This window comes from Amycolatopsis sp. AA4 (assembly GCF_002796545.1).
Lineage (GTDB): Bacteria > Actinomycetota > Actinomycetes > Mycobacteriales > Pseudonocardiaceae > Amycolatopsis.
In genome coordinates this window covers 5,017,639-5,036,847 of the sequence record NZ_CP024894.1, presented here as the reverse complement: position 1 = coordinate 5,036,847, position 19,209 = coordinate 5,017,639, and the positions used below count along the sequence as shown (strand labels likewise).

19 protein-coding genes and 1 pseudogene are annotated in these 19,209 nt (G+C 70.6%); 11 read left to right on the top strand and 9 right to left on the bottom strand.

Annotation, left to right across the window (positions count from 1 at the left end; translation table 11 throughout):
* Positions 1–581: 581 nt before the first annotated feature.
* Positions 582–755, bottom strand: a complete 174-nt coding sequence (locus CU254_RS43180; RefSeq protein ID WP_159396482.1) for a hypothetical protein — start codon at positions 753–755, stop codon at positions 582–584.
* 173 nt (positions 756–928) lie between these two features.
* On the opposite strand from CU254_RS43180, the gene CU254_RS23320 reads away from it, so the two are divergent.
* Positions 929–1,210 carry a hypothetical protein gene (locus CU254_RS23320; protein ID WP_009079925.1) on the top strand — a complete coding sequence of 94 codons (282 nt, stop codon included), beginning with the start codon at positions 929–931 and terminating at the stop codon, positions 1,208–1,210.
* Between the two features lie 195 nt (positions 1,211–1,405).
* Positions 1,406–1,867 (top strand): DUF6098 family protein, encoded by a 462-nt coding sequence (locus tag CU254_RS23315; protein WP_100266849.1) that lies wholly within the window; start codon positions 1,406–1,408, stop codon positions 1,865–1,867.
* 268 nt (positions 1,868–2,135) lie between these two features.
* Here CU254_RS23315 and CU254_RS23310 read toward each other — a convergent pair whose 3' ends face one another.
* From CU254_RS23310 to CU254_RS23300, 3 genes are all read right to left on the bottom strand, one after another.
* The gene (locus CU254_RS23310; protein WP_199785962.1) at positions 2,136–2,858 is read right to left on the bottom strand and encodes a DJ-1/PfpI family protein; all 723 of its coding nucleotides are present in this window, start codon (positions 2,856–2,858) and stop codon (positions 2,136–2,138) included.
* Positions 2,859–3,027: 169 nt separating this feature from the next.
* Positions 3,028–4,197 carry a CdaR family transcriptional regulator gene (locus CU254_RS23305; protein WP_037714574.1) on the bottom strand — a complete coding sequence of 390 codons (1,170 nt, stop codon included), beginning with the start codon at positions 4,195–4,197 and terminating at the stop codon, positions 3,028–3,030.
* A 139-nt stretch (positions 4,198–4,336) separates the two neighbouring features.
* Positions 4,337–5,179, bottom strand: a complete 843-nt coding sequence (locus tag CU254_RS23300; RefSeq protein WP_078560855.1) for a TetR family transcriptional regulator — start codon at positions 5,177–5,179, stop codon at positions 4,337–4,339.
* Positions 5,180–5,340: 161 nt separating this feature from the next.
* On the opposite strand from CU254_RS23300, the gene CU254_RS23295 reads away from it, so the two are divergent.
* The 4 genes from CU254_RS23295 to CU254_RS23280 are packed head-to-tail and all read left to right on the top strand — an operon-like array spanning position 5,341 to position 9,231.
* Positions 5,341–6,297 (top strand): cyclase family protein, encoded by a 957-nt coding sequence (locus CU254_RS23295; RefSeq protein ID WP_009079913.1) that lies wholly within the window; start codon positions 5,341–5,343, stop codon positions 6,295–6,297.
* Entirely contained in the window at positions 6,294–7,988 is a 1,695-nt protein-coding gene (locus CU254_RS23290; protein WP_009079912.1) for an AMP-binding protein, read from the top strand. The genes CU254_RS23295 and CU254_RS23290 overlap by 4 nt, the downstream gene beginning before the upstream one ends.
* A complete protein-coding gene (locus tag CU254_RS23285) occupies positions 7,985–8,272 on the top strand; it encodes an antibiotic biosynthesis monooxygenase (RefSeq protein ID WP_009079911.1) in 288 nt (95 codons plus the stop codon). The genes CU254_RS23290 and CU254_RS23285 overlap by 4 nt, the downstream gene beginning before the upstream one ends.
* Positions 8,273–8,283: 11 nt before the next feature.
* Positions 8,284–9,231: a zinc-binding dehydrogenase gene (locus CU254_RS23280; protein WP_009079909.1), complete on the top strand. Its 948-nt coding sequence runs from the start codon at positions 8,284–8,286 to the stop codon at positions 9,229–9,231.
* 42 nt (positions 9,232–9,273) lie between these two features.
* Here the strand turns inward: CU254_RS23280 and CU254_RS23275 are convergent, their stop codons facing one another.
* Positions 9,274–9,732, bottom strand: a complete 459-nt coding sequence (locus CU254_RS23275) for an Lrp/AsnC family transcriptional regulator (RefSeq protein WP_009079907.1) — start codon at positions 9,730–9,732, stop codon at positions 9,274–9,276.
* A 63-nt stretch (positions 9,733–9,795) separates the two neighbouring features.
* Here CU254_RS23275 and CU254_RS23270 point away from each other — a divergent pair, with 63 nt between their 5' ends.
* From CU254_RS23270 to CU254_RS23260, 3 genes are read left to right on the top strand one after another with little or no spacing between them, the layout of a single operon-like run.
* Entirely contained in the window at positions 9,796–10,512 is a 717-nt protein-coding gene (locus CU254_RS23270) for an AzlC family ABC transporter permease (RefSeq protein ID WP_009079904.1), read from the top strand.
* A complete protein-coding gene (locus tag CU254_RS23265) occupies positions 10,505–10,834 on the top strand; it encodes a branched-chain amino acid transporter permease (protein ID WP_009079903.1) in 330 nt (109 codons plus the stop codon). The genes CU254_RS23270 and CU254_RS23265 overlap by 8 nt, the downstream gene beginning before the upstream one ends.
* Positions 10,835–10,841: 7 nt before the next feature.
* Positions 10,842–11,294 carry a hypothetical protein gene (locus CU254_RS23260; RefSeq protein ID WP_009079901.1) on the top strand — a complete coding sequence of 151 codons (453 nt, stop codon included), beginning with the start codon at positions 10,842–10,844 and terminating at the stop codon, positions 11,292–11,294.
* A gap of 53 nt (positions 11,295–11,347) precedes the next feature.
* On the opposite strand, the pseudogene CU254_RS45015 reads toward CU254_RS23260, so the two are convergent.
* A pseudogene (locus CU254_RS45015) lies at positions 11,348–11,638 on the bottom strand (DUF6000 family protein); the annotation flags it as partial.
* Between the two features lie 221 nt (positions 11,639–11,859).
* Here CU254_RS45015 and CU254_RS23250 point away from each other — a divergent pair.
* On the top strand, positions 11,860–12,846 hold the full coding sequence (locus CU254_RS23250) for an aldo/keto reductase (RefSeq protein ID WP_009079899.1): 987 nt from the start codon (positions 11,860–11,862) through the stop codon (positions 12,844–12,846).
* Between the two features lie 266 nt (positions 12,847–13,112).
* Here CU254_RS23250 and CU254_RS23245 read toward each other — a convergent pair whose 3' ends face one another.
* Positions 13,113–14,126: a S1 family peptidase gene (locus CU254_RS23245; protein WP_009079898.1), complete on the bottom strand. Its 1,014-nt coding sequence runs from the start codon at positions 14,124–14,126 to the stop codon at positions 13,113–13,115.
* Between the two features lie 251 nt (positions 14,127–14,377).
* Complete coding sequence (locus tag CU254_RS23240; protein ID WP_158688071.1) at positions 14,378–17,101, bottom strand: LuxR C-terminal-related transcriptional regulator; 2,724 nt, start codon at positions 17,099–17,101, stop codon at positions 14,378–14,380.
* 237 nt (positions 17,102–17,338) lie between these two features.
* Between CU254_RS23240 and CU254_RS42725 the strand changes: the two genes are divergently transcribed.
* Entirely contained in the window at positions 17,339–17,914 is a 576-nt protein-coding gene (locus tag CU254_RS42725; RefSeq protein WP_037714565.1) for an SseB family protein, read from the top strand.
* Between the two features lie 150 nt (positions 17,915–18,064).
* Here the strand turns inward: CU254_RS42725 and CU254_RS23230 are convergent, their stop codons facing one another.
* Entirely contained in the window at positions 18,065–19,090 is a 1,026-nt protein-coding gene (locus tag CU254_RS23230; RefSeq protein ID WP_009079893.1) for an Lrp/AsnC family transcriptional regulator, read from the bottom strand.
* Between the last annotated feature and the right edge of the window lie 119 nt (positions 19,091–19,209).

The window sequence follows — 19,209 nt, the reverse complement described above, 5'->3', positions numbered from 1 at the left end:
CAGCACGGCGACCGCGAATGTCCGGGACTCGATGCGGACCAGCCCTGCCTGACCGCCCACGCCGCGCCGGGAACGCCCGCGGAATGCCGAAATGCTTCGCGGAGCCCCACTGGCCGGGGTCGTCGGGCGGCGAGGTGTGCGCGAGCCCAGCTTCTCGGTCTGCCGCCGGACAATCGCCGGTCCGCCGAGTCGCTGCCGCGATCCGCCTGGCCGCCGGTTCGGGCCGCACCGAATGGCACGCCGCGTGCGCGATGGTGGTCAGCAGCGGTCAAACCTCCCGCGACGGCGATCCCCACTCGCATCTTTATCGACGCGAACTCCTTCGGCAACGGTCCGCTTCCACGGAAGCGGGAGCGCTCCGAAGGCAGGGACGCCGGGGGAGGGCAGGGATCGTCCGAAGAGTCCGTCCATTCCGGCCGGTCGACGGACAACCCCGGCCGGGCATCGGCATCCGGCCGACCCGCACGGTGCTGAGCTGCGAAAACCCGAAGGCCGAGGGTCCGCACACACCGACAACGGCGAAAGCCGGAGGACGTCCAGCCACGTCTGGCTGCCCGATTCCGCCGCCGTCGTGCCGAGGTTCAGTCGGTTTCCGGCTGCTGCCACGTCCGTCCGGCCCGCTGGGCCGCGAGCTGGATCTCGTCGCCGACCTCCTGCCAGTTCTGGTCCGTCGGGTCGTGGTCGCCGATCCACGTGCGCCGCGGCGTCGCGAGGGCACCGCCGGCCGGCTGCGGTTCTTCTGTCATCTGAGTCATGATTCCTCCGTCTCCGGGAGAAGACCACCTCGGATTACCCCTTCCGGGGCCCCTGAAACGGGTATGCGTTTGAGATCGGCCGGGCTGGGTAGGCGAGGCGCGTGCGGAGATCGTCGGCCGCGACGTGTTCGCCTCCGACATCATCCTGATGTGACCGGGCGCTCAACCCCGGCGTGCTGGCCGAGGCCGAGGACCCGATGGCGGTGCACGCGGACGGCGCGTTCTTCTCCACCTGCGGCAGTTCGCTGTCGGTCAAATCGGCGATGCTGCCGGTCGCGGAGCCCGGCGAGGAGCTGCTGATTTCCCGCAACGCGCACAAATCCGTGGTCGCCGGGCTCGTCCTCAACGGCCTCCGGCAGCCAAGGGAACGCTGCTCGTCACGCCGACCGATTACGGTTCCTGCGCCGACCTCCGAGGCGTCGCGCGGAGCTGCCACGACCGCGGCGTGCCGCTGATCGTCGCCGAAACGATGAGCCCGTATCCGCCGGGCGTCCGGCCGTGCTGCCCGGCGAGGTCCTGACCCGCCCCGTGCTCGACTACCTGCGAAGCGGCGTCACGGCGGGGATGTTCTTGCCCGATCCGGAGCTGCGCCGCGTGCGGGTCGTCGCCCGTTGAGATTGCCTCGGACGGACGTGGGTAATCCCGGGCCCATGACGGAATGGGATCACCGGCTGCCCGTCGTGCGCGATCTCGACGAGCTGGTCTCGGCGTTCCGCCGGGCCGGCGAAGACGATCTGTACGTGCGCTGGTCGCGCGGCCCGGACGCGGACCTGCGCTCCGGCGAGGAAAGCCGCGACGGGCTCACCGGGATGCTGCTGCCCGGCCTGTCCGCGAACTCGCTGGCCCGCCAGCCGTGGTGGCGGGACCGTTCGCTCCGGCTGTGGCTGGCCCGGCGCCTGCACGACTACCAGCACCTCCGCCAACGCGGCGGCCCCGGAGTGCGCCCGTGGCTCCTGCGAGGCCGCGAAATCGCGCGGGGCCCGGACAACGAGCCGCTGATCGTGGACGCGGAACCGCTGGCCTGGATCGAGGACGCGGTAATGCACGAAGCGCGGCGGCTGGTGGAAGAGGAGGCCCCGGCGGAGTGGGGGTCTATGGACCGGACGCCGTGACTCGCTGCGTCGGCGAAAGTCCGTGAGGGGGACCCTGGGGGAATCTGCTTCCGTCAGGGTTCCCCTCACGGACTTCGGCGCACGCGCCCGTCAGCGGAGCCACCGCCCGCCGCCGGGGTGGGAGCGCCCGCCGGTGACGACCCGCCCGCCGGGGTGGGAGCGCCCGCCGGTGACGACCCGCGCGCCGGGGCCGAACAGCTCGTCAACGGGCCGGGCCGGAGCGACGTGCTCGGCTCCGGCCCGGCCCCGCGCCCCCGGCCAACACCCGTCAGAGCTGCTCGAACGCCTCCACGACCCGCCGCGCCGCCGAGTGCGCGCTGGCCGGGTTGGCTCCGGTCACGACCCGCCCGTCGGTGATCGAAAGGTCGTCGAACGGCTGGGCAGGGGCGACGTACTCCGCGCCCGCGTCCGCCGCGCTGTTCTCGATCAGCGGGGCGTTGTCGTCCTTGATCCGTTCGATCAGCCCGAGGTCGATCTCGCCCTGGGTGGTGAAGCCGGTGATCCGCTTGCCGTTGACGATGGACTTGCCGGTTTCCTTGTCGCGCACGTACGGCAGGATCGCCGGGCCGTGGCAGATGGCGGCGACGATGCCGCCGTTGTCCCAGATTCGCTGGGCGACCGACTGGAGCGCGGCGGCCCCGGGGTAGTCGTAGATCGCCGCGTGCCCGGCGGCGGCGAAGAAGACGCCGTAGTCGTCCGGGTCGACGTCGGCGGCCTTCTTCAGGTTCTTGTTCAGGCTGACGCTGAACGGCGCCTCGGGATCGCGGTAGACCGCTTTGTCCTCCTCGGTGAGGAACTGGTCCTCGGTGGAATGCGCGTCGAGCCCGAAGGAGCCGGTTTCGCTGACCAGGTCGACTTCGAACCCGGCGGCGGCGAAGACCGAGTACGGATGCAGTGCCTCGGTGTAGAACAGGCCGGTTTCCGAACCGTCCTCGTAGAACTCGAAGTGCTTCGCGGGGATGGCGATGAGGGCCTTCTTCGGCAGTGCCACGATGCCTTCCTTTCCCGGCCGATTCGCCAGGCCGGACAGTGGTTCCGACACCCGCCTCGGTCACGGGCGTCTGCCTGGGGGAACGAGGCGGGCCGAGCAGGGCATCCTGGCGCCGGGGAATGCTGTCGCCGGGAACTGCCCGCGTTGTACTGGGGAACAACGGCGGCGTTCAGCGGTCCTGCGGCACGGCTTCGAGGGCGACGGCCAGTTCGGCGATGTCGGCCGGGTTGGCGAAGGAATGCCCGGTGAGTTCCTGCACCCGCCGCAGCCGGTACCGGACGGTGTTGCGGTGGCAGTGCAGCTGCTTGCCGGTTCGCTCGGCGGAGCCGTCGTTGTCGAACCAGGCCCGGATCGTGGCGAGCAGGGTTTCGCGGTCCTCGGCGGGCAGTTCGAGGATCGGCCCGAGCACCGCCTGTGCGACGCGGACGCCTTCGGCGGGGGCGTGCGCGACGAGACCGGCGACCCGGCCTGCCCGGAAAGCGCTGACCTGCTTGCTGCCTTCCGGCGCGGACACGAGCGCGATCCTGGCCAGGCGGACCGCCCGCGGGGTTTCGCCGATGGCTCGATAAGGCTGGCTCATCCCGATCCGGGCCTTGGCGATTTGCCGCAGCAGGGCGACGAGCGGCTCCGGGTCGCTGTCCGGAAGCGCGACGATTCCCGTCTGCAGCGCGGGCGTCAGCCGCCACACCGAAACCATGCCGTGCTCGGCGAGGCGCTGTTCGATGCCCGGCAGCGGTTCGTCGGCGCGGCGGGTTTCGGCCATGACGACGACCAGGCCGGCGTCCGGCGGGAAGCCGAGCAGCGAGGTGATTTCCCAGTGCGTCGTTCCCGCGACTGGTTCTCCGGTGAACAACGCCTCCGCGAGCGCGGACCGGCGCCGCTCGCGCGCCAAGGTCAGTTCGGCCATCGTCGCCCGGTACGCCTCGGTCAGCTGGATGGCGTACTCGTCGGTGAGCAGCCACAAACCGCGCCCCGCGGCGAGCAGGGCACGCATCAGCGCGGGCCGCTGGTAATCCGCCGACGCGGCGAGCGTGTCCCACAGCGCGGTGAATCCCAGCCGGTAGGCCCGCAGCACCTCGGGCAGTGGCGCACCTTGGCGCGCCCGCCGGGCCCCGGTCTCGCGCGGCGCGGAGAAGTCGTTGCCGCCCTTCGGATCGCGCAGCGCGGCGATCATGAACCGCATGTTCGCCTCGACCGACCGGCGCAGATCCTCCGGCTGGACGAGCCCGTCGTCGCGGTAGATGTCGATCTCGTCGCGCACGCGGGCGACGTGGGCGTCGACGAGCCGGGGGAGTTCGGCCTCGGCCCGCCTGACGACCTCGCGGAGATCGTCGCTCATGTCCGGCCCCTTCCCGGCTCTTGTGCCGGCGGACAGACCGGGTTGGCCCGCCCGACAGTCTTGGTTGCTTCCGGTTCGCGGGCACTGCGATGCTCGGCGTGCGCCCGGAAGCCCGCCGACTGTCCGCAACGGACCGCGCTCACCGGCTTCCGCGCATCAGGTCGACCGCGAACTGCGCGTACTCGGCCGCGATCTGCTCCGGGGAGGTGGGCCCGTCCGCACGGAACCATTGCGGCAGCGACGTGCACATGGTCGCCACGGCCCGGGCGGCGTCGCGCGGATGCCGCGTCGCGAACTCGCCGTCCCGGATCGCGGCGTCGACCTCGCTGTCGAGCAGCCGCTGGATTTCGGTGCGGCTGGCCGCGATCCGCGACCGGTTCGGCTCCTCGAAGCTCCGCATCTCGCTGGCCCCGATGAAGGCGAGGTCGCGGCGCTGGGCGTGGAACAGCGCGAGCGCCTCGACCATGTTCGCGAAGCGTTCGACCGAGGTGCCGCCGTCCGCGCGGGCGGCGGGGATCCGCCAGTGCAGTTCGGTCATCGCGACGTCGAGAATGGCGGCGAGCAGGTGCTGTTTGCTGGGGTAGTGGTGATAGACGCCGGGGACGCTCATCCGGGCGTTCGCGGCCACCAGCCGCATGGTCGCGCCGTGGTAGCCGGTGACGACGAACGTGGCGATCGCGGCGCGCAGCACCGGGTCGAGGTCCAGCGGCGCGAACGTGCGCCAGGGCCGGCCGGGCGCCGGGGGCCGCTCCTCCGGCGCGGTCCGCGCGGCGAGCAGGTCCGCCGCCGACGTGCCCAGCGCGTCGGCGATCCGGCCCAGCCGTTCCACGGTCAGGCCGGTCTTCCCGTTCTCGACCGCGCTCAGCGTCCCGGCGCTGACCCCGATCCGGCGGGCCAGTTCGCGCAGCGGCATCCGGGCCCGCGTCCTGGCCTGCCGGACGAGCGGTCCCGCCCCCGGTTCGGTCGCGAGATGTTCAGGCATTCTGAACACGATAGTCCATCCGGTAGCCGTTGTCTTCACCAGTTCGGGGAGGTGTATTGACAAAGCGTTCGGCCGGGCTCACTCTGGCACCGCACTGAACGCGACCGAACGCTCGTACGGCTTTGTTCAGAAACCGATTGGCTCGACGTGGAGGATGATCGATGAGCGACGCACCCGCCCTGACCGACCTGCTGGCGAACGCGCCGTCGAACTGGGGGAAGTGGGGCTCCGGCGACGAGGTCGGCGCGCTGAACTACCTGACCGAGGCCGAGGTCCTGCGCGGCGTCGCGGAAATCGGCTCCGGCAAGGTGTTCACCCTGCAGCGGCTGATCGGGGACCCGGCCGGCGAGCCGGTGTGGCCGGGCCGCCGTCCCGCCGAGCGCGAGCAGGTCATCGACGAGTCCGCCTGGGACGAGGGCGGCGACGGGCCGGAATTCCCCGGCGGCCTGCACTACGCCGACGACAAGATCGAAGCGTTCCTGCAGGGCTCGACGCAGTACGACGCGCTGGGGCACGTCTGGTACGACGGCCGGATCTGGAACGGCTACGACGCGCGGAGCACCGTCGGCGGCCTGGACAAGGCCAGCGTCGCCCCGATCGCCGAACGCGGCGTGGCGGGCCGCGGGGTGCTGCTGGACATGGCCCGGTTCCGCGGCAAGGACCACCTCGACGCGGGCGAGACGTTCACCCACGAGGACCTGGAGGCCTGCGCCGAGGCGCAGGGCACGAAGATCGAGAACCGGGACATCCTGCTGATCCGCACCAACCACCTGCGGCTGTTCTTCGACCAGGGCGACGCCTTCTACGACGGATTCTGCGAGGCCGGGCTCGTCTACTCGCCGGAACTCGTCGAATGGTTCCAGCGCCGGGAAATCCCGAACCTGGTCACCGACACCATCGCCAACGAGGTCACCACCGACCCGAACACCGGCGTGGCCCTGGTGCTGCACAACGCGTTGATGCGCAACCTCGGCGTCGTGTTCACCGAGATCTGCGACCTGGAGAAGCTCGCCGCCGACTGCGCCGAAGACGGCAAGTACACGTTCTTCTACGCCGCGGCCCCGCTGAAGATCCACCGGGCGAGCGGCTCGCCGGTCAACCCGATGGCGGTGAAATGAGCGCCTACACCGCGAAACCCTGGCTCGCGCTCTACCGCGAGGGCACCCCCGCCGAGATCAGCCCGGAACACGACACCGCGCTCGCCCTCTTCGACGCGTCCGTCCGCCGCGCTCCGGACACCGTGCTGATCCGCTACTTCGACGGCGCACTGACCGTGCGCGAGGTGGACGAGGCCGCGAACGCGCTGGCGGTCGCGCTCGCGGACGACGGCTTCGCCCCGGGCGACCGGCTGGCCCTGTTCACCCAGAACAACCCTGCCTACCTCATCGGCCTGCTCGCCGCGTGGAAGGCGGGCGGCACCGCGGTGTCGATCAACCCGATGAACCGGGCCCGCGAGCTGAGCTATCTGCTCGCCGACTCCGGCGCGACGGCGCTGCTCGCCCTCGACGAGCTGTACGCGGAGGTCGCCCGCGACGTCATCGCCGAGGGCGGGACCGCGGTGCGGACGGTCGTCACCACGTCGGCACTGGACTGGCAGACCCGCAACGACCCGCGCCTGTTCGGCGAGGCGGCCCGGCGCCGCGACGAGGGCGTCCGCGACCTCGCCGAGGTGGTGGCGCAGCACTCCGGGCGCACGATCACGGCACCGGACCCGCAACCCTCCGACCCGGCGGTGCTGACTTACACCTCCGGCACCACCGGCGTCCCCAAAGGCGCGATCAACACGCACCGCAACCTGGTCTTCAACGCGCAGACCTACCGGGACTGGATCGGCCTCGGCGAAGCCGACACGATCCTCGGGATCGCCCCGCTGTTCCACATCACCGGGCTCGTCGGGCACGCCATGCTCGCCCTGCTGCTGCCCGCGCCGCTGGTGCTCGCGCACCGCTTCCAGCCGGCCGTGATGCTCGACGCGATCCGCGAGCACCGGCCGACCTTCACCATCGGCGCCATCACCGCGTTCACCGCGCTGGCAGGCGTTCCGGGAGTGAGCCGAGAAGATTTCTCCTCGCTGACCGCGGTCTACTCGGGCGGCGCCGCCATCGCGCCCGCGGTCGCGGAATCGCTCGAGAACCGGCTCGGCATCCAGGTGCACAACGCCTACGGCCTCACCGAGACGAGTTCGCCGTCGCACTGCGTTCCGCGCGGCGTGCGAACACCGGTCGACCCTGCTTCCGGTGCGCTTTCCATCGGTGTCCCCGTCTTCAACACCGTGGTGCGGGTGCTCGACGAGGCCGGAGCGGAGGTCCCGGCCGGGCAGATCGGCGAGCTGGCCACCTCCGGCCCGCAAGTGGTGCCGGGCTACTGGAACAAGCCCGACGCGACCGAGGAATCGTTGCCCGGCGGGGAACTGCGCACCGGGGACGTCGGGTTCATGGACGAGCACGGCTGGTTCTATCTGGTGGACCGCAAGAAGGACATGATCAACGCGGCCGGGTACAAGGTCTGGCCGCGCGAGGTCGAGGACGTGCTCTACACCCACCCCGCCGTGCGCGAGACGGCTGTCGTCGGAGTGCCCGACCCGTACCGCGGCGAGACGGTCAAGGCGTACGTCTCGCTCAATCCCGGCGCTGCCGTGTCCGCGCAGGACCTGGTCGACTACGCGAAGGAGCGGATGGCGGCCTACAAATATCCCCGTCTTGTCGAATTCCTCGACGAGATCCCGAAAAACGCCTCCGGCAAGATCCTCCGCCGCGAACTGCGGGGCAGGCCGGCGGAAAGCCCCGCCGGGGAAAGGAAATCCGGATGATCCGCGAACTCGCGCAGATCGACGTCCGCCCCGGCACGGAGGCGGAGTTCGAAAAGGCGGTGGCCAAGGCCAAGCCGCTTTTCGACCAGGCGGAAGGCTGCCATGGAGCCGTGCTGTGGCGCGGGGTCGAGAAACCGGCGCGCTACCGTCTGGTCGTCCTCTGGGAAACGGTGGAGCACCACACGGTGACGTTCCGGGGCTCGCCGGATTTCCAGCGGTGGCGCGAGCTGGTGGGGGAGTACTTCGCCGCTCCGCCTGAAGTCGAGCACGTCCACGAAGTGTGAGGGAAACGCCCATGCGCGCGGTGAAAATCAAGGACGGCCAGTTCGAACTCGGCGAGGCGCCCGACCCGGCCGCGGACGGCGACCAGGTCGTGGTCCGGATTCGCGCGGCCGGACTGAACGCGGCGGACCTGCAGCAGGCCCGGGGCGCCTATCCCGCCCCGCCGGGCTGGCCGGACGACATCCCCGGGCTCGAGATCGCCGGGGTGGTCGAAGACCCGGGGCCGACCGCGACCGGCTGGGCCGCCGGAGACCGGGTGATGGCAGTAGTCGGCGGCGGCGCGCACGCCGAACGCATCGCGGTCCCGGCGAGCCTGCTGCTGCCGATCCCGGACTCGGTCGACGACGTCCACGCGGCCGGTTTCCCCGAAGCGTTCAGCACCGCCTGGGACGGCCTGGTCGACCCGGCCGGCGTGCGCCCGGGCGAGCGAGTCCTGGTCACCGGGGCGGCGGGCGGCGTCGGCACCGCGATGGTGCAGGTCGCCGCACTCGCCGGGGCCGACGTCGTCGCGAGCGTGCGCCGCCCGGAGACACACGCGGCCGTCCAGGCCTTGGCCCCCGAGGCGACGGTCGTGACCCCGGAGCAGGAAGAGGAAAACGGTCCGTACGACATCGTCGTCGAACTGGTCGGCGGCAAGGACTGCCTGCGCCGGGTGCGGTGGCTCAACCCGTACGGCCGGATCCTGGTCATCGGAGTCGGCGCCGGGGAGGAGACGACCCTGCGGCTGTTCGACCTGATGCGAGTCCGCGGCCGGGTGCTCGGGTCGACCATCCGGGCGCGCAGCACCGTCGAAAAGGCAGCACTCGCGAACCGGGTGCGGAAAGGCCTCCTGGCCGCGCTCGCGACGGGACGGCTCACCGTGCCGGTGGACAGCGTTTATCCGTTGGAGCAGGCGGCTGAGGCTTATGTCCGGCTGGGCACGCCGGGAAAGCTCGGCAAGATCGTGCTGCGGACGGAGTGACCGCAGACGGCGCTTGAGCCCGAAAATCGCCCGCGAGCGGGCTCAGGCGTCGCCCTTGATCTTCTTCATTGTCAGGTGCGACGTGACCCGCAGGACGCCCGGCAGGCCGGACAGTTTTCGCGTCTGGAATTCCTCGTACGCGGCGTGATCGGCGACCGCGACGCGGATGAAGTAGTCCGGGCGGCCGAAGAGGCGGCGGAACTCGATCACCTCGTCGTAGGAGGCGATGGTGTCCTCGAGCGCCTCGATGGTCGCCCGGTCGGTCGCGTAGACCTCGAGGTCGATCAGCGTTTCCAGCCCGCGGCCGACGGCTCCGGGGTCGAGCACCGCGCGGTAGCCGGCGATCACTCCCGCGTCTTCGAGGCGCTTGACCCGGCGCAGGCACGGGGGAGGGGTGAGCCCCACTCGTTTGGCGAGTTCGACGTTGGTCAGCCTGCCGTCCTGACGCAAGTGAAATAAAATTTCCCGATCCACCGCGTCTAGTCGTACTACATTGCTCACGGACCCAGTATAGAGCCATCATCGGACACCAAATTAGCCGAGCGCTGACGTAGTGTTCCAAGCGTGCAAACCGTCTCCGACCTGGCTGTTCGTGATCGCTCGCCCGCGCTGGCCGCGCTGAAGGAGTGCGGGTCCGTCGGGATCGGCCTGGTCCCGCTCGGGCTCGCGTTCGGCGTGTTCCTCACTCATTCGGGCCTCGCCTGGTGGTGGGCGACGATCTTCACCACGTTCATCTACGCGGGCTCGTTCGAGTTCCTGCTGATCGGCCTGGCCGCGGCGGCGGCCCCGCTGGCGTCGATCGGGCTCTCGGCGTTCCTGGTCAACGTCCGGCATGTCTTCTACGCCCTCTCTTTCCCGCTGCATCGCGTGCGCGGCCGCGGGGCGCGGGCTTACAGCACGTTCGCCCTCACCGACGAGGCCTACGCACTGTCCACAACGGACGCCGCCCGCGAGTGGAACGGCGCGCGAATCCTGTGGCTGCAACTGTTCCTGCACCTGTTCTGGGTCGGCGGAGCCACCGCGGGCGGACTGCTCGGCTCGCTGATCCCGAGCGGCGTCGTCGGCCTGGACTTCGCCATGACGGCCTTGTTCGTAGTCCTCGCGCTCGACGCCGTCCGCGACCGCAAAGGCGACCTGCCGACTCCCGTGCTCGCCGCCCTGAGCGCGGTCGTGGCCCGGGTGGTCTTCCCCGGCCAGATGCTGCTGGCGGCTTTCCTGCTGTTCGTCGCGGGACTGGTCGTGCGCGGCGTCGTCGCCCAGCGGAGCGTGAGCAATGCCTGACGCCGCCTACCTGCTCGCCGCGGTCGCGGTCTCCGCCGCGGTCACGTGGGGGTTGCGCGCGCTGCCGTTCGCCGTGCTGGCCCCGTTGCGCGCCAGCCGGACCGTGCAGTATCTGAGCACCCGCATGCCCGCCGGCGTCATGGTGATCCTGCTGGTCTATTGCCTGCGCGACGTGTCGTGGACGTCGGCGAGCGCCCTCGCCCCGACCATCGCGCTCGCCGTGACGATCGGCCTGCACCTGTGGCGCCGCAACGCAGTGCTCAGCATCGTCGGCGGCACTGCGGTGCACGTTGTGCTGGCGAGCGTGCTGTTTCCGGTATGATCCGAAGGTGGATCACCCTTTTTCCGCGCTGGAGCGGCGGAATTCCCTGCTTCGCGACTCCGGTCTCGTCGTAGTGGCGGAGAGTTATTTCGACGGCCCTGCGCCGATGGCCGCCTGGCGACCAGTGATCAGCGGAAATGCGGTGCCGACCGTGCGAGTGCCGTACGAATCCGGTCCGGACGAGTATGTGCCCGAGGTCGATCGATGCTGGGAGTCGGTGGCGGAGAAACTCGGCGTTTTCGGTCCGGGCGGAGATTTTCTGCTCAGCGTCGGCATCGACGGAATGGGCGCCCTGCCGTGGGCGCACGTCCGCCGCGGCCGGAACCTTTCTCTCGCCCGGCATCTCGCCGACAATCCCGGCGATCCCGAATTCGTGACGATGTCCGTGGACGGCCGCGTCGTGTGCGGAGTGACCAGCGAGGAATACGACGTCTGGATCGTCGAAGCCAGTCTTGCTTGACCGGGCAGGGCATCCCGGCCAGCCCATGCCCGAGGCTTCCGGTTTCTCCGCGGCCATGGCCCGCCCGGCCCGAGGAACCTGCTGGCGTGGTCGGTGCCGAGCCGCGCCTCGAGATGAAGCAGCGCGCCCATCGCCCAGTGCTGATCGTAATGGCAGTCGGGGCGGGCCAGGTACCGGTCGAGGCAGCCGGCCAGCAGGTGCGCGTCCCGCCGTGTGCCGAACCGGACGAGCGCGGAGCAGAATCCCTGGCCCGCGCAACAGAGTTTGCTCGCCAGCAGCAGCTCGCCGATCAGCTCGCGGTGCTCTTCGCGGCGGTCGAGCCCGGCCAGCCAGGCCGCAGTCAGTCGACGATGGCGCCGAGCGCGGGTTCCCGGCGATGGTTGCGCATACGCTCATCCTGCCGGAGCGGGAGCAGATCGACCAGCAGGGCCCCGGAGGGGCACCGGCAGTACCTGTATCAAGAGGTCCTCCCCGCCGTCGCCCGGCCGATTTAGCCTGCTGTCACGGCTTCCTCCCGAACAACGGGAGCACCAGGCCAGAGCCATTACCGAAGGAGCACTTTTCAGTGCAGAAACGCAAACTCGGACAGCAGCTCGAAGTCTCCGCCTTGGGACTCGGGTGCATGGGCATGAGTTTCTTCTACGGTTCGCCCCCGGACCCGTCCGAGATGACGAAGCTGCTGCGGGCCGCCGTCGAGCGTGGCGTGACTTTCTTCGACACCGCCGAGGTCTATGGGCCTTTCACCAACGAAGAGCTGCTCGGACAGGCGCTGGCGCCGGTCCGCGAACAAGTCGTGCTCGCCACCAAATTCGGTCTCAAGCACGGAGAACACGGACCGGCTCCGGCGTCGGGGCTCGACAGCAGGCCCGAGCAGATCCGCCGGGTGACCGAGGCCTCGCTCCGGCGTCTGCGGACGGACTGCATCGACCTGCTGTACCAGCACCGCGTCGACCCCGAAGTGCCCATCGAGGACGTGGCGGGCACGGTCAAGGAGCTGATCGCCGAGGGCAAGGTCAAGCACTTCGGCCTGTCGGAGGCCGGGGCGACGACGATCAGCCGCGCGCACGCCGTGCAGCCGGTGACCGCGCTGCAAAGCGAATACTCGCTCTGGATGCGCGACCACGAAGCCGAGATCATTCCGGCCCTGGAGAAGCTGGGCATCGGCCTGGTGCCCTACAGCCCGCTGGGCAAGGGCTATCTGACCGGCACCATCGACTCCCGCACCTCGCTGGCCGACAACGACCTCCGCCGCCTGCTGCCGCGCTTCGCCCCGGAAGCACGGCAGGCCAACCAGGCACTGGTCGACCTGCTGAAGGAGATCGCCGGGGACAAGGGAGCCACCCCGGCCCAGATCGCGCTCGCCTGGGTGCTGGCGCAGAAGCCGTGGTTCGTGCCGATCCCCGGCACCACCAAACTGCACCGCTTGGAGGAGAACCTGGGCGCGCTCGAGGTCGAGCTGACCTCTGGCGACCTGCACCGCATCGAGGAGGCCGCGAACCAGGTGCAGGGCGAACGCGTCCCCGAGGGGTTCAAGTCCCTGTTCGGCCGCTGACTCGAGAAGAACCCCCCCGCAGAGGCGAGCGAGGCGCCGGGGATTCGCTGAACCCGGCTCCACCGCACGGGTTCGCGAGGAGCGGGCCGATGCTCGCCGGTCCGTCGCGACTCGCCTTGGCGTTCGCGATCGCTTGATTCGCAACGGAATGCGTTGACCGCGCCAGCCGGCGCATTCCGGAAGCCTTGCCACGACACGGTTCGCACAGTGAGCGTGCTGGTGGCCCCGCGGTGGGATGTCCGCGGGGCCACCGCTTCGGAGATCGGTCAGGCGAGGTTCAGGCCGTACGACTGGAGTTCGAGGGTGAGCGGGTAGAAGTAGCTGGTCTGCGTGTCGCCGCCGGAGAGGGTGCCGAGGCCGGTCGAGCCGTCGTAGGCCGGGCCGCCCGAGTCGCCGTGGTCGGTCTGGGCGGTGGTGCCGAACTCGTGGTTGAGAACGCCGACGTCGAAGTTCACCGATTCGTCGACCGAGGTGACCTCGCCGGAGCCGCCGCCGGTGGTCGAGCCCTGCTTCTCCATCTGCTCGCCGACCGTCGGGTCGGCGGCGGCGGTGATCGCCTGGCCGGTGTTGATTTCGCCGGGTCCGGTGCCGTTCGGACGGGTCAGCAGCCCGGAGTCGGCGCCGGGGCAGTCGCTTTCGACGATCTCGGCCCCGGAGACGTCGTCGCCGGACCAGGTGCCGCCGAGGTTGGTGCAGTGCCCGGCGGTGAGCAGGAACGGCTCGCCGCCGCGGGTGACGTTGAAGCCGAGCGAACAGCGGCTGCTGCCGTTGCTGATCGCGTCGCCGTCGGCGATGTACAGCTCCAGTTTGCCGGTCCGGTGTTCGATCCGGGCGCTGTCGCCGAGCCGGGCGGCGGCCTCGGCGACCTTCTTCGCGACTTCGGGCTTGGCGGCCGAGTAGATCTTGACCACCACCTGGTTCGCGCGGGTGTCGATTCCCCACGCGGTCTGCGGGACGTTCTTGACGGTGTCGAGCTGATTTTTGGCCTGGGTGAGCTGGGCGAAACTGTGCTTGACCTTCTTGGCGGTCAACCCGGCGGCTTCGACTTTGCGCGCCGACGCGTCGTCGAGAACGTTCACGACGGCCTTGCCGTGGTCGAGCCAATAACCGCCGGACGACGCGCCGAGCGTATTCGTCAGCTGCGAGGCCTGCTGGACCGCAGCGTGCTGCAGCTGGGCGAGGGACTGAACCTGCGCGGTCGCGGCGTGGGTGCACATGCCGGTCGCCAATGCGGCGGCGGACATTGTGGCGAGAATGGACAGCGATTTCCGGAGTGCCATGGAGTTTCTCCTCGCTTATTCGTGGTTGTACGGCACGTACTTTCCGCTCAGAGGAACACTCGCTGCCACCTACGAACGTCGGTTAACTCCCTGCCAGGTTCGCGATCGGGCCATCGGATGAGCAAAGGTGCGAAACGGTCGCCGCGCCGGAGAATTCATTGCTCCGTTTCGGGGCGGGACTGTTCTGCGTGGATATCGGGAACGGATACTGTCCCCCGCTCGGATTACGGGGAATTACGGGAAAATACGGGTCAGGCGCGCCGGAGGTCGTGGCGGGAACGGACGCCGCGTTTGCGGAGGACGTTCGCCACGTGCTCCTCGACCGTCCGGCGGGACAGGAACAGGACGTCGGCGATTTCCTGGTTGGTGCGGCCGTCGAGGACGAGCTGCTCGACCTGTTCTTCGCGGGGCGACAGCCCGCTGCCGGCGCCGCGGTGCTCGCGCGGGCGCACGGGGGCCGCGCTGCGGGTGCGGAGGTGCCGCTGGCAGCGGCCGGCGTCGATGGTGGCGCCCATCAGGTCGAATCTTTCGGCCAGCAGGCGGAGTTCGTCCTTGGCCGCGGAGTCGCCGTCCTGCCACCGGAGGAGCGCGGCCCGCTCGGTGAGCTGGCCTGCCCGGTAGTGGTGGCCGATCCGGGCGTGGGCCGCGGCTGCCGCGTCGTATGCCTCGGCCGCGCGGTCGCCGGCGCGGAGCGCGCGGGCGGCGAGCAATGACGCCTCGGCGAGCGGTGCGTACCGGTCCGCGAGCGCAGCTTCGGCGTCGGCGATCAAGCGGTCGGCGTCCGCTTCGAGTCCCGCCTCCAGAAAGGCCTGCCCGGCGTAGGGGAGCAGCTCCCCGCTCCACGCCCAGCCTTCCTTGCGCCGCAGGTATTCGACCGCCTGACTGGCTTCGCGCGCCGCCTGGACCGCGGCGTCACCGTCCAGCAGGGTGTGGATCAGCGCGCCCCAGGCGGCGATGGCGACCGGGGCGACGGCGTTGCGGAGGTCGGCCAGCCCCGCGCCCTGGAGGTTCCGGCGGCCCTCGCTCCAGTTTCCCTGCGCGATCGCGTACCAGGCTTTCACCAGCTTCAGTTCGCAGACGACCGGGTGCAGCCCGGGATAGGACCGTTCCAGTTCGTCCGCGCGCTCGTCGATCCGCTCCCAGCGCCCGGCCGCCCAGTCGAGCCGGATCTGAGTGGCTTCGGCACTGCCGACCACGAAGGACGCGCCCGCGCCGGTCGCCAGGTCGAGTCCGAGGTGCAGCAGTTCCTGCGCGCGTGCGGTGTCCCCGATCCAGGAATGCCCGTCGGCGAGGTTGCAATGCGCCCGCGCCAGCTGCTGGCGAAGTTCGGCGGTGGCCGCGAGGTCGCCGTAGGGTGCCAGCCGGTCCGCCTCGACGCGGTGTCCGAGATGGACTCTCGCACCGAGAACGTTGGCGAGGATCGGGATGTCCTCGGCCGCGGCTTCCTTGCCGCTAAGGGATTTCTCGGCGCGTTCGAGCCACGGAAGGTGGCGGCTGACGGGCTGGGCGCCGAGGTAGGGCGCGCACAGGAGGGACACGCCGCGCAGGGCGAGTTCGGGCTGTGCCTCCAGTTCGGCGACCGCGCGTTCGATTTCTGTCCGCCCGTGTTCGACCCCTCCGGCCTGGCGGACGAGGAGGAGCCCGTAGCCGAGGCGGACCCGGGCCCGGTCCGGGCGGGGCAGGCGCTGGTCGTGGAGCAGGGCCCGGAGCAAGCGCGCGTTGCGTTCCTGGTCGACCACCGCGGGGGCGAGCGCGCAGAACCGGCGGATCGCACGCAGCCGTTCCACTGTGGACAGCGAATCGTCGGTGATCGCGGTGCGCAGAATCGCCATGGCGGAGGCGGAATCGCCGACCTCGACGGCGTCCTCGGTGGCTTGTTCGCTTTGCGCCAGCCAAGCCCGCAGCGTTCCGCTCCGGCGCGCGTGCGCGACCAGCCGCCGCATCGGCTGGGGATCGCGCGCGTCGAGCATCGCGGCCGCCAGCTGATGCATCCGCTGCCGTCTCGGACCGGGCACAGTGTGGTACACGGCCAGCCGGTCGAGGTCCGCCCGGAAGCCGTACCGGTAGCCGCGGGATTCCGCGAAGTGCCCGTGCCGCAGCAGCTCCAGCACGTACCCGCGGACCCGGCGGGGCGGCAGGCCGCTGACCGAGGCGAGGGCTTCGGCGGTTTCGGGTTCCGCCAGCACGGCGGCGGCCTCGGCGACCTTCCGGGCGCCGGCGGCGAGGTCGCCGAGCCGGTCGGACACCCAGCTGGTCAGCGCGGCGGGCAGGGGACGGCCGAAAACGGCGTCGACGGCCTGCTCGTCGAGGGGACCGCGAACGGTCCGGCGCAGCGCGTCGAGGACCGGTCCGAAGTAGAGCGGCAGCCCGCCGGTGAGGGACTCGATGCGGGAAACCGCACCGGGACTGACGTTTCCGCCCGCGAGGTGCGCGGCGAGCGCGGCCGTTTCCTCCGTGCTCAGCGGGCCGAGCGGAATGATCGGCCCCGGGGCCAAAGCGGTGCGGGGCCGCGCGCCGGTCCGCCGGGTGCCGAGCACGGTCAAGTCGGGCGGGGGATCGCGCAGGACGTACCGCAGCAGGTCGAGCGACGCGGCGTCGGCCCAGTGCAGGTCTTCGATCAGCAGCACGCAGGCGCCGAGCCGGGCGAGTGCGCGCCGGATGCGCGGGAACAGCGCCTCCCGCACCGGGTCGGGCGGGATGGCCAGCTCGATCCCGGCATTGCCGAAGAGGGCCGTCGCGACGTGGTAGGGGAAGCGCTGGGACTCGGCGCCGCAATACGCGGTCAGAACCCGGTCGGGCCGGGTTCCGAGCGCGGCGAGGGCGTGCGCGGCGAGGCAGCTTTTCCCCGCTCCGGCAAGGCCTTCCACCACGATGAAGGCCGGCCTCGCCTCCAGCGCGGAGACCAGGTGCGCGCGCTCCGCGTCGCGCACCCCGGCGACGATCGGGGCAGTTCCGCACGGTGAACCGTTTCGCATGGACGTCCTTCGGCTTCGTCCAGCTGACCGCTGCTCGTGAATGATCAACATGCTATGACCCCTCCGGGTGAGCTGACACCTCCGGAAGTAGCGACCAGGATTGTCTCGCCCGCCTGGGGGAGGCGATCCGCGGGCGGCGCGGCCCCGTGTCGTTACGGGTACGGGTCCGGATTGCCGTGATCGTTTCCGGAACCGACGCTTCGGGAAACGGCCGGAGCGGGCCGCCGGGGAGGAAACATGGTTTCGGAGAACGAGGCGTTCGCCGAGGTCGCCGTCGCCGCGATGCGGGATCGCGCGCAGTTCGGCCGGTTCGCCAGGACGCTGGCGGGCGTCCGGTTGTTCGTGCTCGCGCCGGAATCGCCCGCGCTGCTGGCCGCGCGGACCCGCCACACCGACCAGGAATGGGTGGCGGCGTTCACGTCGGTGCGCGGGGCGTTCCGGTTCTCGCGCAAGTCGGATTTCCTGGAAATCAGCGGCGAGCATCTCGTGACGCTGCTGCCGTCGGGCGCCGGCCTGCTCGTCGACCCGGCGGAACCGCACGGCGTCGGCGCGCTCTTCCGCTTCTCGGCCCGGGAACCGCTGAACCGCGTCGGCGCCAAGGCCGTCAGCTCTCTCGCGTCGGCGAGCACTTTGTTCTGGTCCGCCAACATCGACCACGCGCTGGTCGTGTTGCGGCAATCCGCGCGCCCGCTGCCGTTCGACGCGGGCTGGAGGACGCCAGAGGACTGGGATCAGGTGCCGGGCGCGCTGCTGAGGGTCCGTCCGAAACCGACTGGGGCCGGGCCGAGCCCGCGCCGACACGGAAACGCGTGAGGTCCCTTTTCTCCGGGACGCCGGGTGACGGCGTGCTCCGCGCTGAGTGTCGTGGGCGGACTCGCCAAGAAAACGCCCCGGCCTCGATCCGCCGCGAGGGTCGAGGCCGGGATCCCGCGACCGCGCGCCCGAAAATAACGGCCGGCCCGATCAGAACTGCAGTGCCTCGTCCTTGTCCGGCGCGGGCAGTCCGCTCGTCCGGCCGCTGTCGTCGAGAACCAGCTGCAGCCGCTTGAACGAGCGGAGGCAGAACGCGCGGTCGGTGATGTCGGCTTCGGGGGCGGCTTGGGCGACAGTGCGTTCGAACTGGTGCAGTTCGCGGACGTCGCGCAGCCAGGCGAACAGCATCAGGTTGTTGCGTCCGGTCGTGGTCAGGCAGGCGCGGATCACCGGCAGGACCGCGAGTTCGCGCGCGATGCGGTCGAGCGCGCCGACCGGCGCCCGGGCCCACAGGATCCCGGTTTGCGGCCAGCCGGACACCTGCTGGGAGATTTCGCAGCGGAACGTCGCCCGGTTTTCCGCGATGAGCCGGTTCAGCCGGCGCCGGGCGGTGGCTTCGCTGACGCCGATCTTCCGGGCCAGGTCGGTGGCCGACATCCGGCCGTTCGCGGCGAGCGCGCGGACGATCCGCTGTTCGTCCGGGCGGACCGGGCCGCCGCCGGGCTGCGGCTCCGGGCGCGGGCAGGCGGCCTGCAGCGCGTCCCGCTGGGACGGCGACAACGCGCGCAGCCGCCATTCGCCCGCGTCGCTGTATTTGCCGGTGACGATTTCGGTGCGGGTGGCGACGATGCCGTCGAGGGTGGCGAGCGAATCCGACACGTAGTGCGACACCGCGGCCGGATCCGGGCCGACCACGCTCGCGACCAGGGAGCGCGCCCCGGTGGTGTGGTGGACGCTGACCACCTCGTGGTGCCGGACGAGCTGTTCGGCGACCTCGGTCACCTGCGCCCCGGCGACCTCGATCTCGAGGTAGGCCATGACGCGGTCGGGGACGGGCAGCCCGAAATAACAGCTGACCCACGCCAGCCCGGCGTCCTCCAGCCGTTCCCAGCGGCGCGCGACGGTCACCGGGTCCACGTCGAGGACGCGGCCGACGACGCTCCAGGTGGCCCTCGGCCGGATCTGCAGGCAGTTGATGATCAGCAGGTCGAGCTCGTCGACGGAATTCTGCGTCACGGCGCTCCTCCTGCCCGCTGTCCTGCCGCGGCCGGTCCGCGGTGACGGATAACTGAGATTCTACGGCCGGATCGTGTCCGGCTCCGACACTTGTCGCCATTGTCCACGTATCCACGCGA

What these genes read in the sequence shown, in the direction of transcription:
- CU254_RS23315 (WP_100266849.1), top strand. Translation starts at nt 1,406, where the DNA reads ATGACGGAATGGGATCACCGGCTGCCCGTCGTGCGCGATCTCGACGAG.
- CU254_RS23295 (WP_009079913.1), top strand. Translation starts at nt 5,341, where the DNA reads ATGAGCGACGCACCCGCCCTGACCGACCTGCTGGCGAACGCGCCGTCG.
- CU254_RS23300 (WP_078560855.1), bottom strand. Translation starts at nt 5,179, where the DNA reads ATGCCTGAACATCTCGCGACCGAACCGGGGGCGGGACCGCTCGTCCGG.
- CU254_RS23305 (WP_037714574.1), bottom strand. Translation starts at nt 4,197, where the DNA reads ATGAGCGACGATCTCCGCGAGGTCGTCAGGCGGGCCGAGGCCGAACTC.
- CU254_RS42725 (WP_037714565.1), top strand. Translation starts at nt 17,339, where the DNA reads ATGGTTTCGGAGAACGAGGCGTTCGCCGAGGTCGCCGTCGCCGCGATG.
- CU254_RS23240 (WP_158688071.1), bottom strand. Translation starts at nt 17,101, where the DNA reads ATGCGAAACGGTTCACCGTGCGGAACTGCCCCGATCGTCGCCGGGGTG.
- CU254_RS23280 (WP_009079909.1), top strand. Translation starts at nt 8,284, where the DNA reads ATGCGCGCGGTGAAAATCAAGGACGGCCAGTTCGAACTCGGCGAGGCG.
- CU254_RS23265 (WP_009079903.1), top strand. Translation starts at nt 10,505, where the DNA reads ATGCCTGACGCCGCCTACCTGCTCGCCGCGGTCGCGGTCTCCGCCGCG.
- CU254_RS23245 (WP_009079898.1), bottom strand. Translation starts at nt 14,126, where the DNA reads ATGGCACTCCGGAAATCGCTGTCCATTCTCGCCACAATGTCCGCCGCC.
- CU254_RS23285 (WP_009079911.1), top strand. Translation starts at nt 7,985, where the DNA reads ATGATCCGCGAACTCGCGCAGATCGACGTCCGCCCCGGCACGGAGGCG.
- CU254_RS43180 (WP_159396482.1), bottom strand. Translation starts at nt 755, where the DNA reads ATGACTCAGATGACAGAAGAACCGCAGCCGGCCGGCGGTGCCCTCGCG.
- CU254_RS23290 (WP_009079912.1), top strand. Translation starts at nt 6,294, where the DNA reads ATGAGCGCCTACACCGCGAAACCCTGGCTCGCGCTCTACCGCGAGGGC.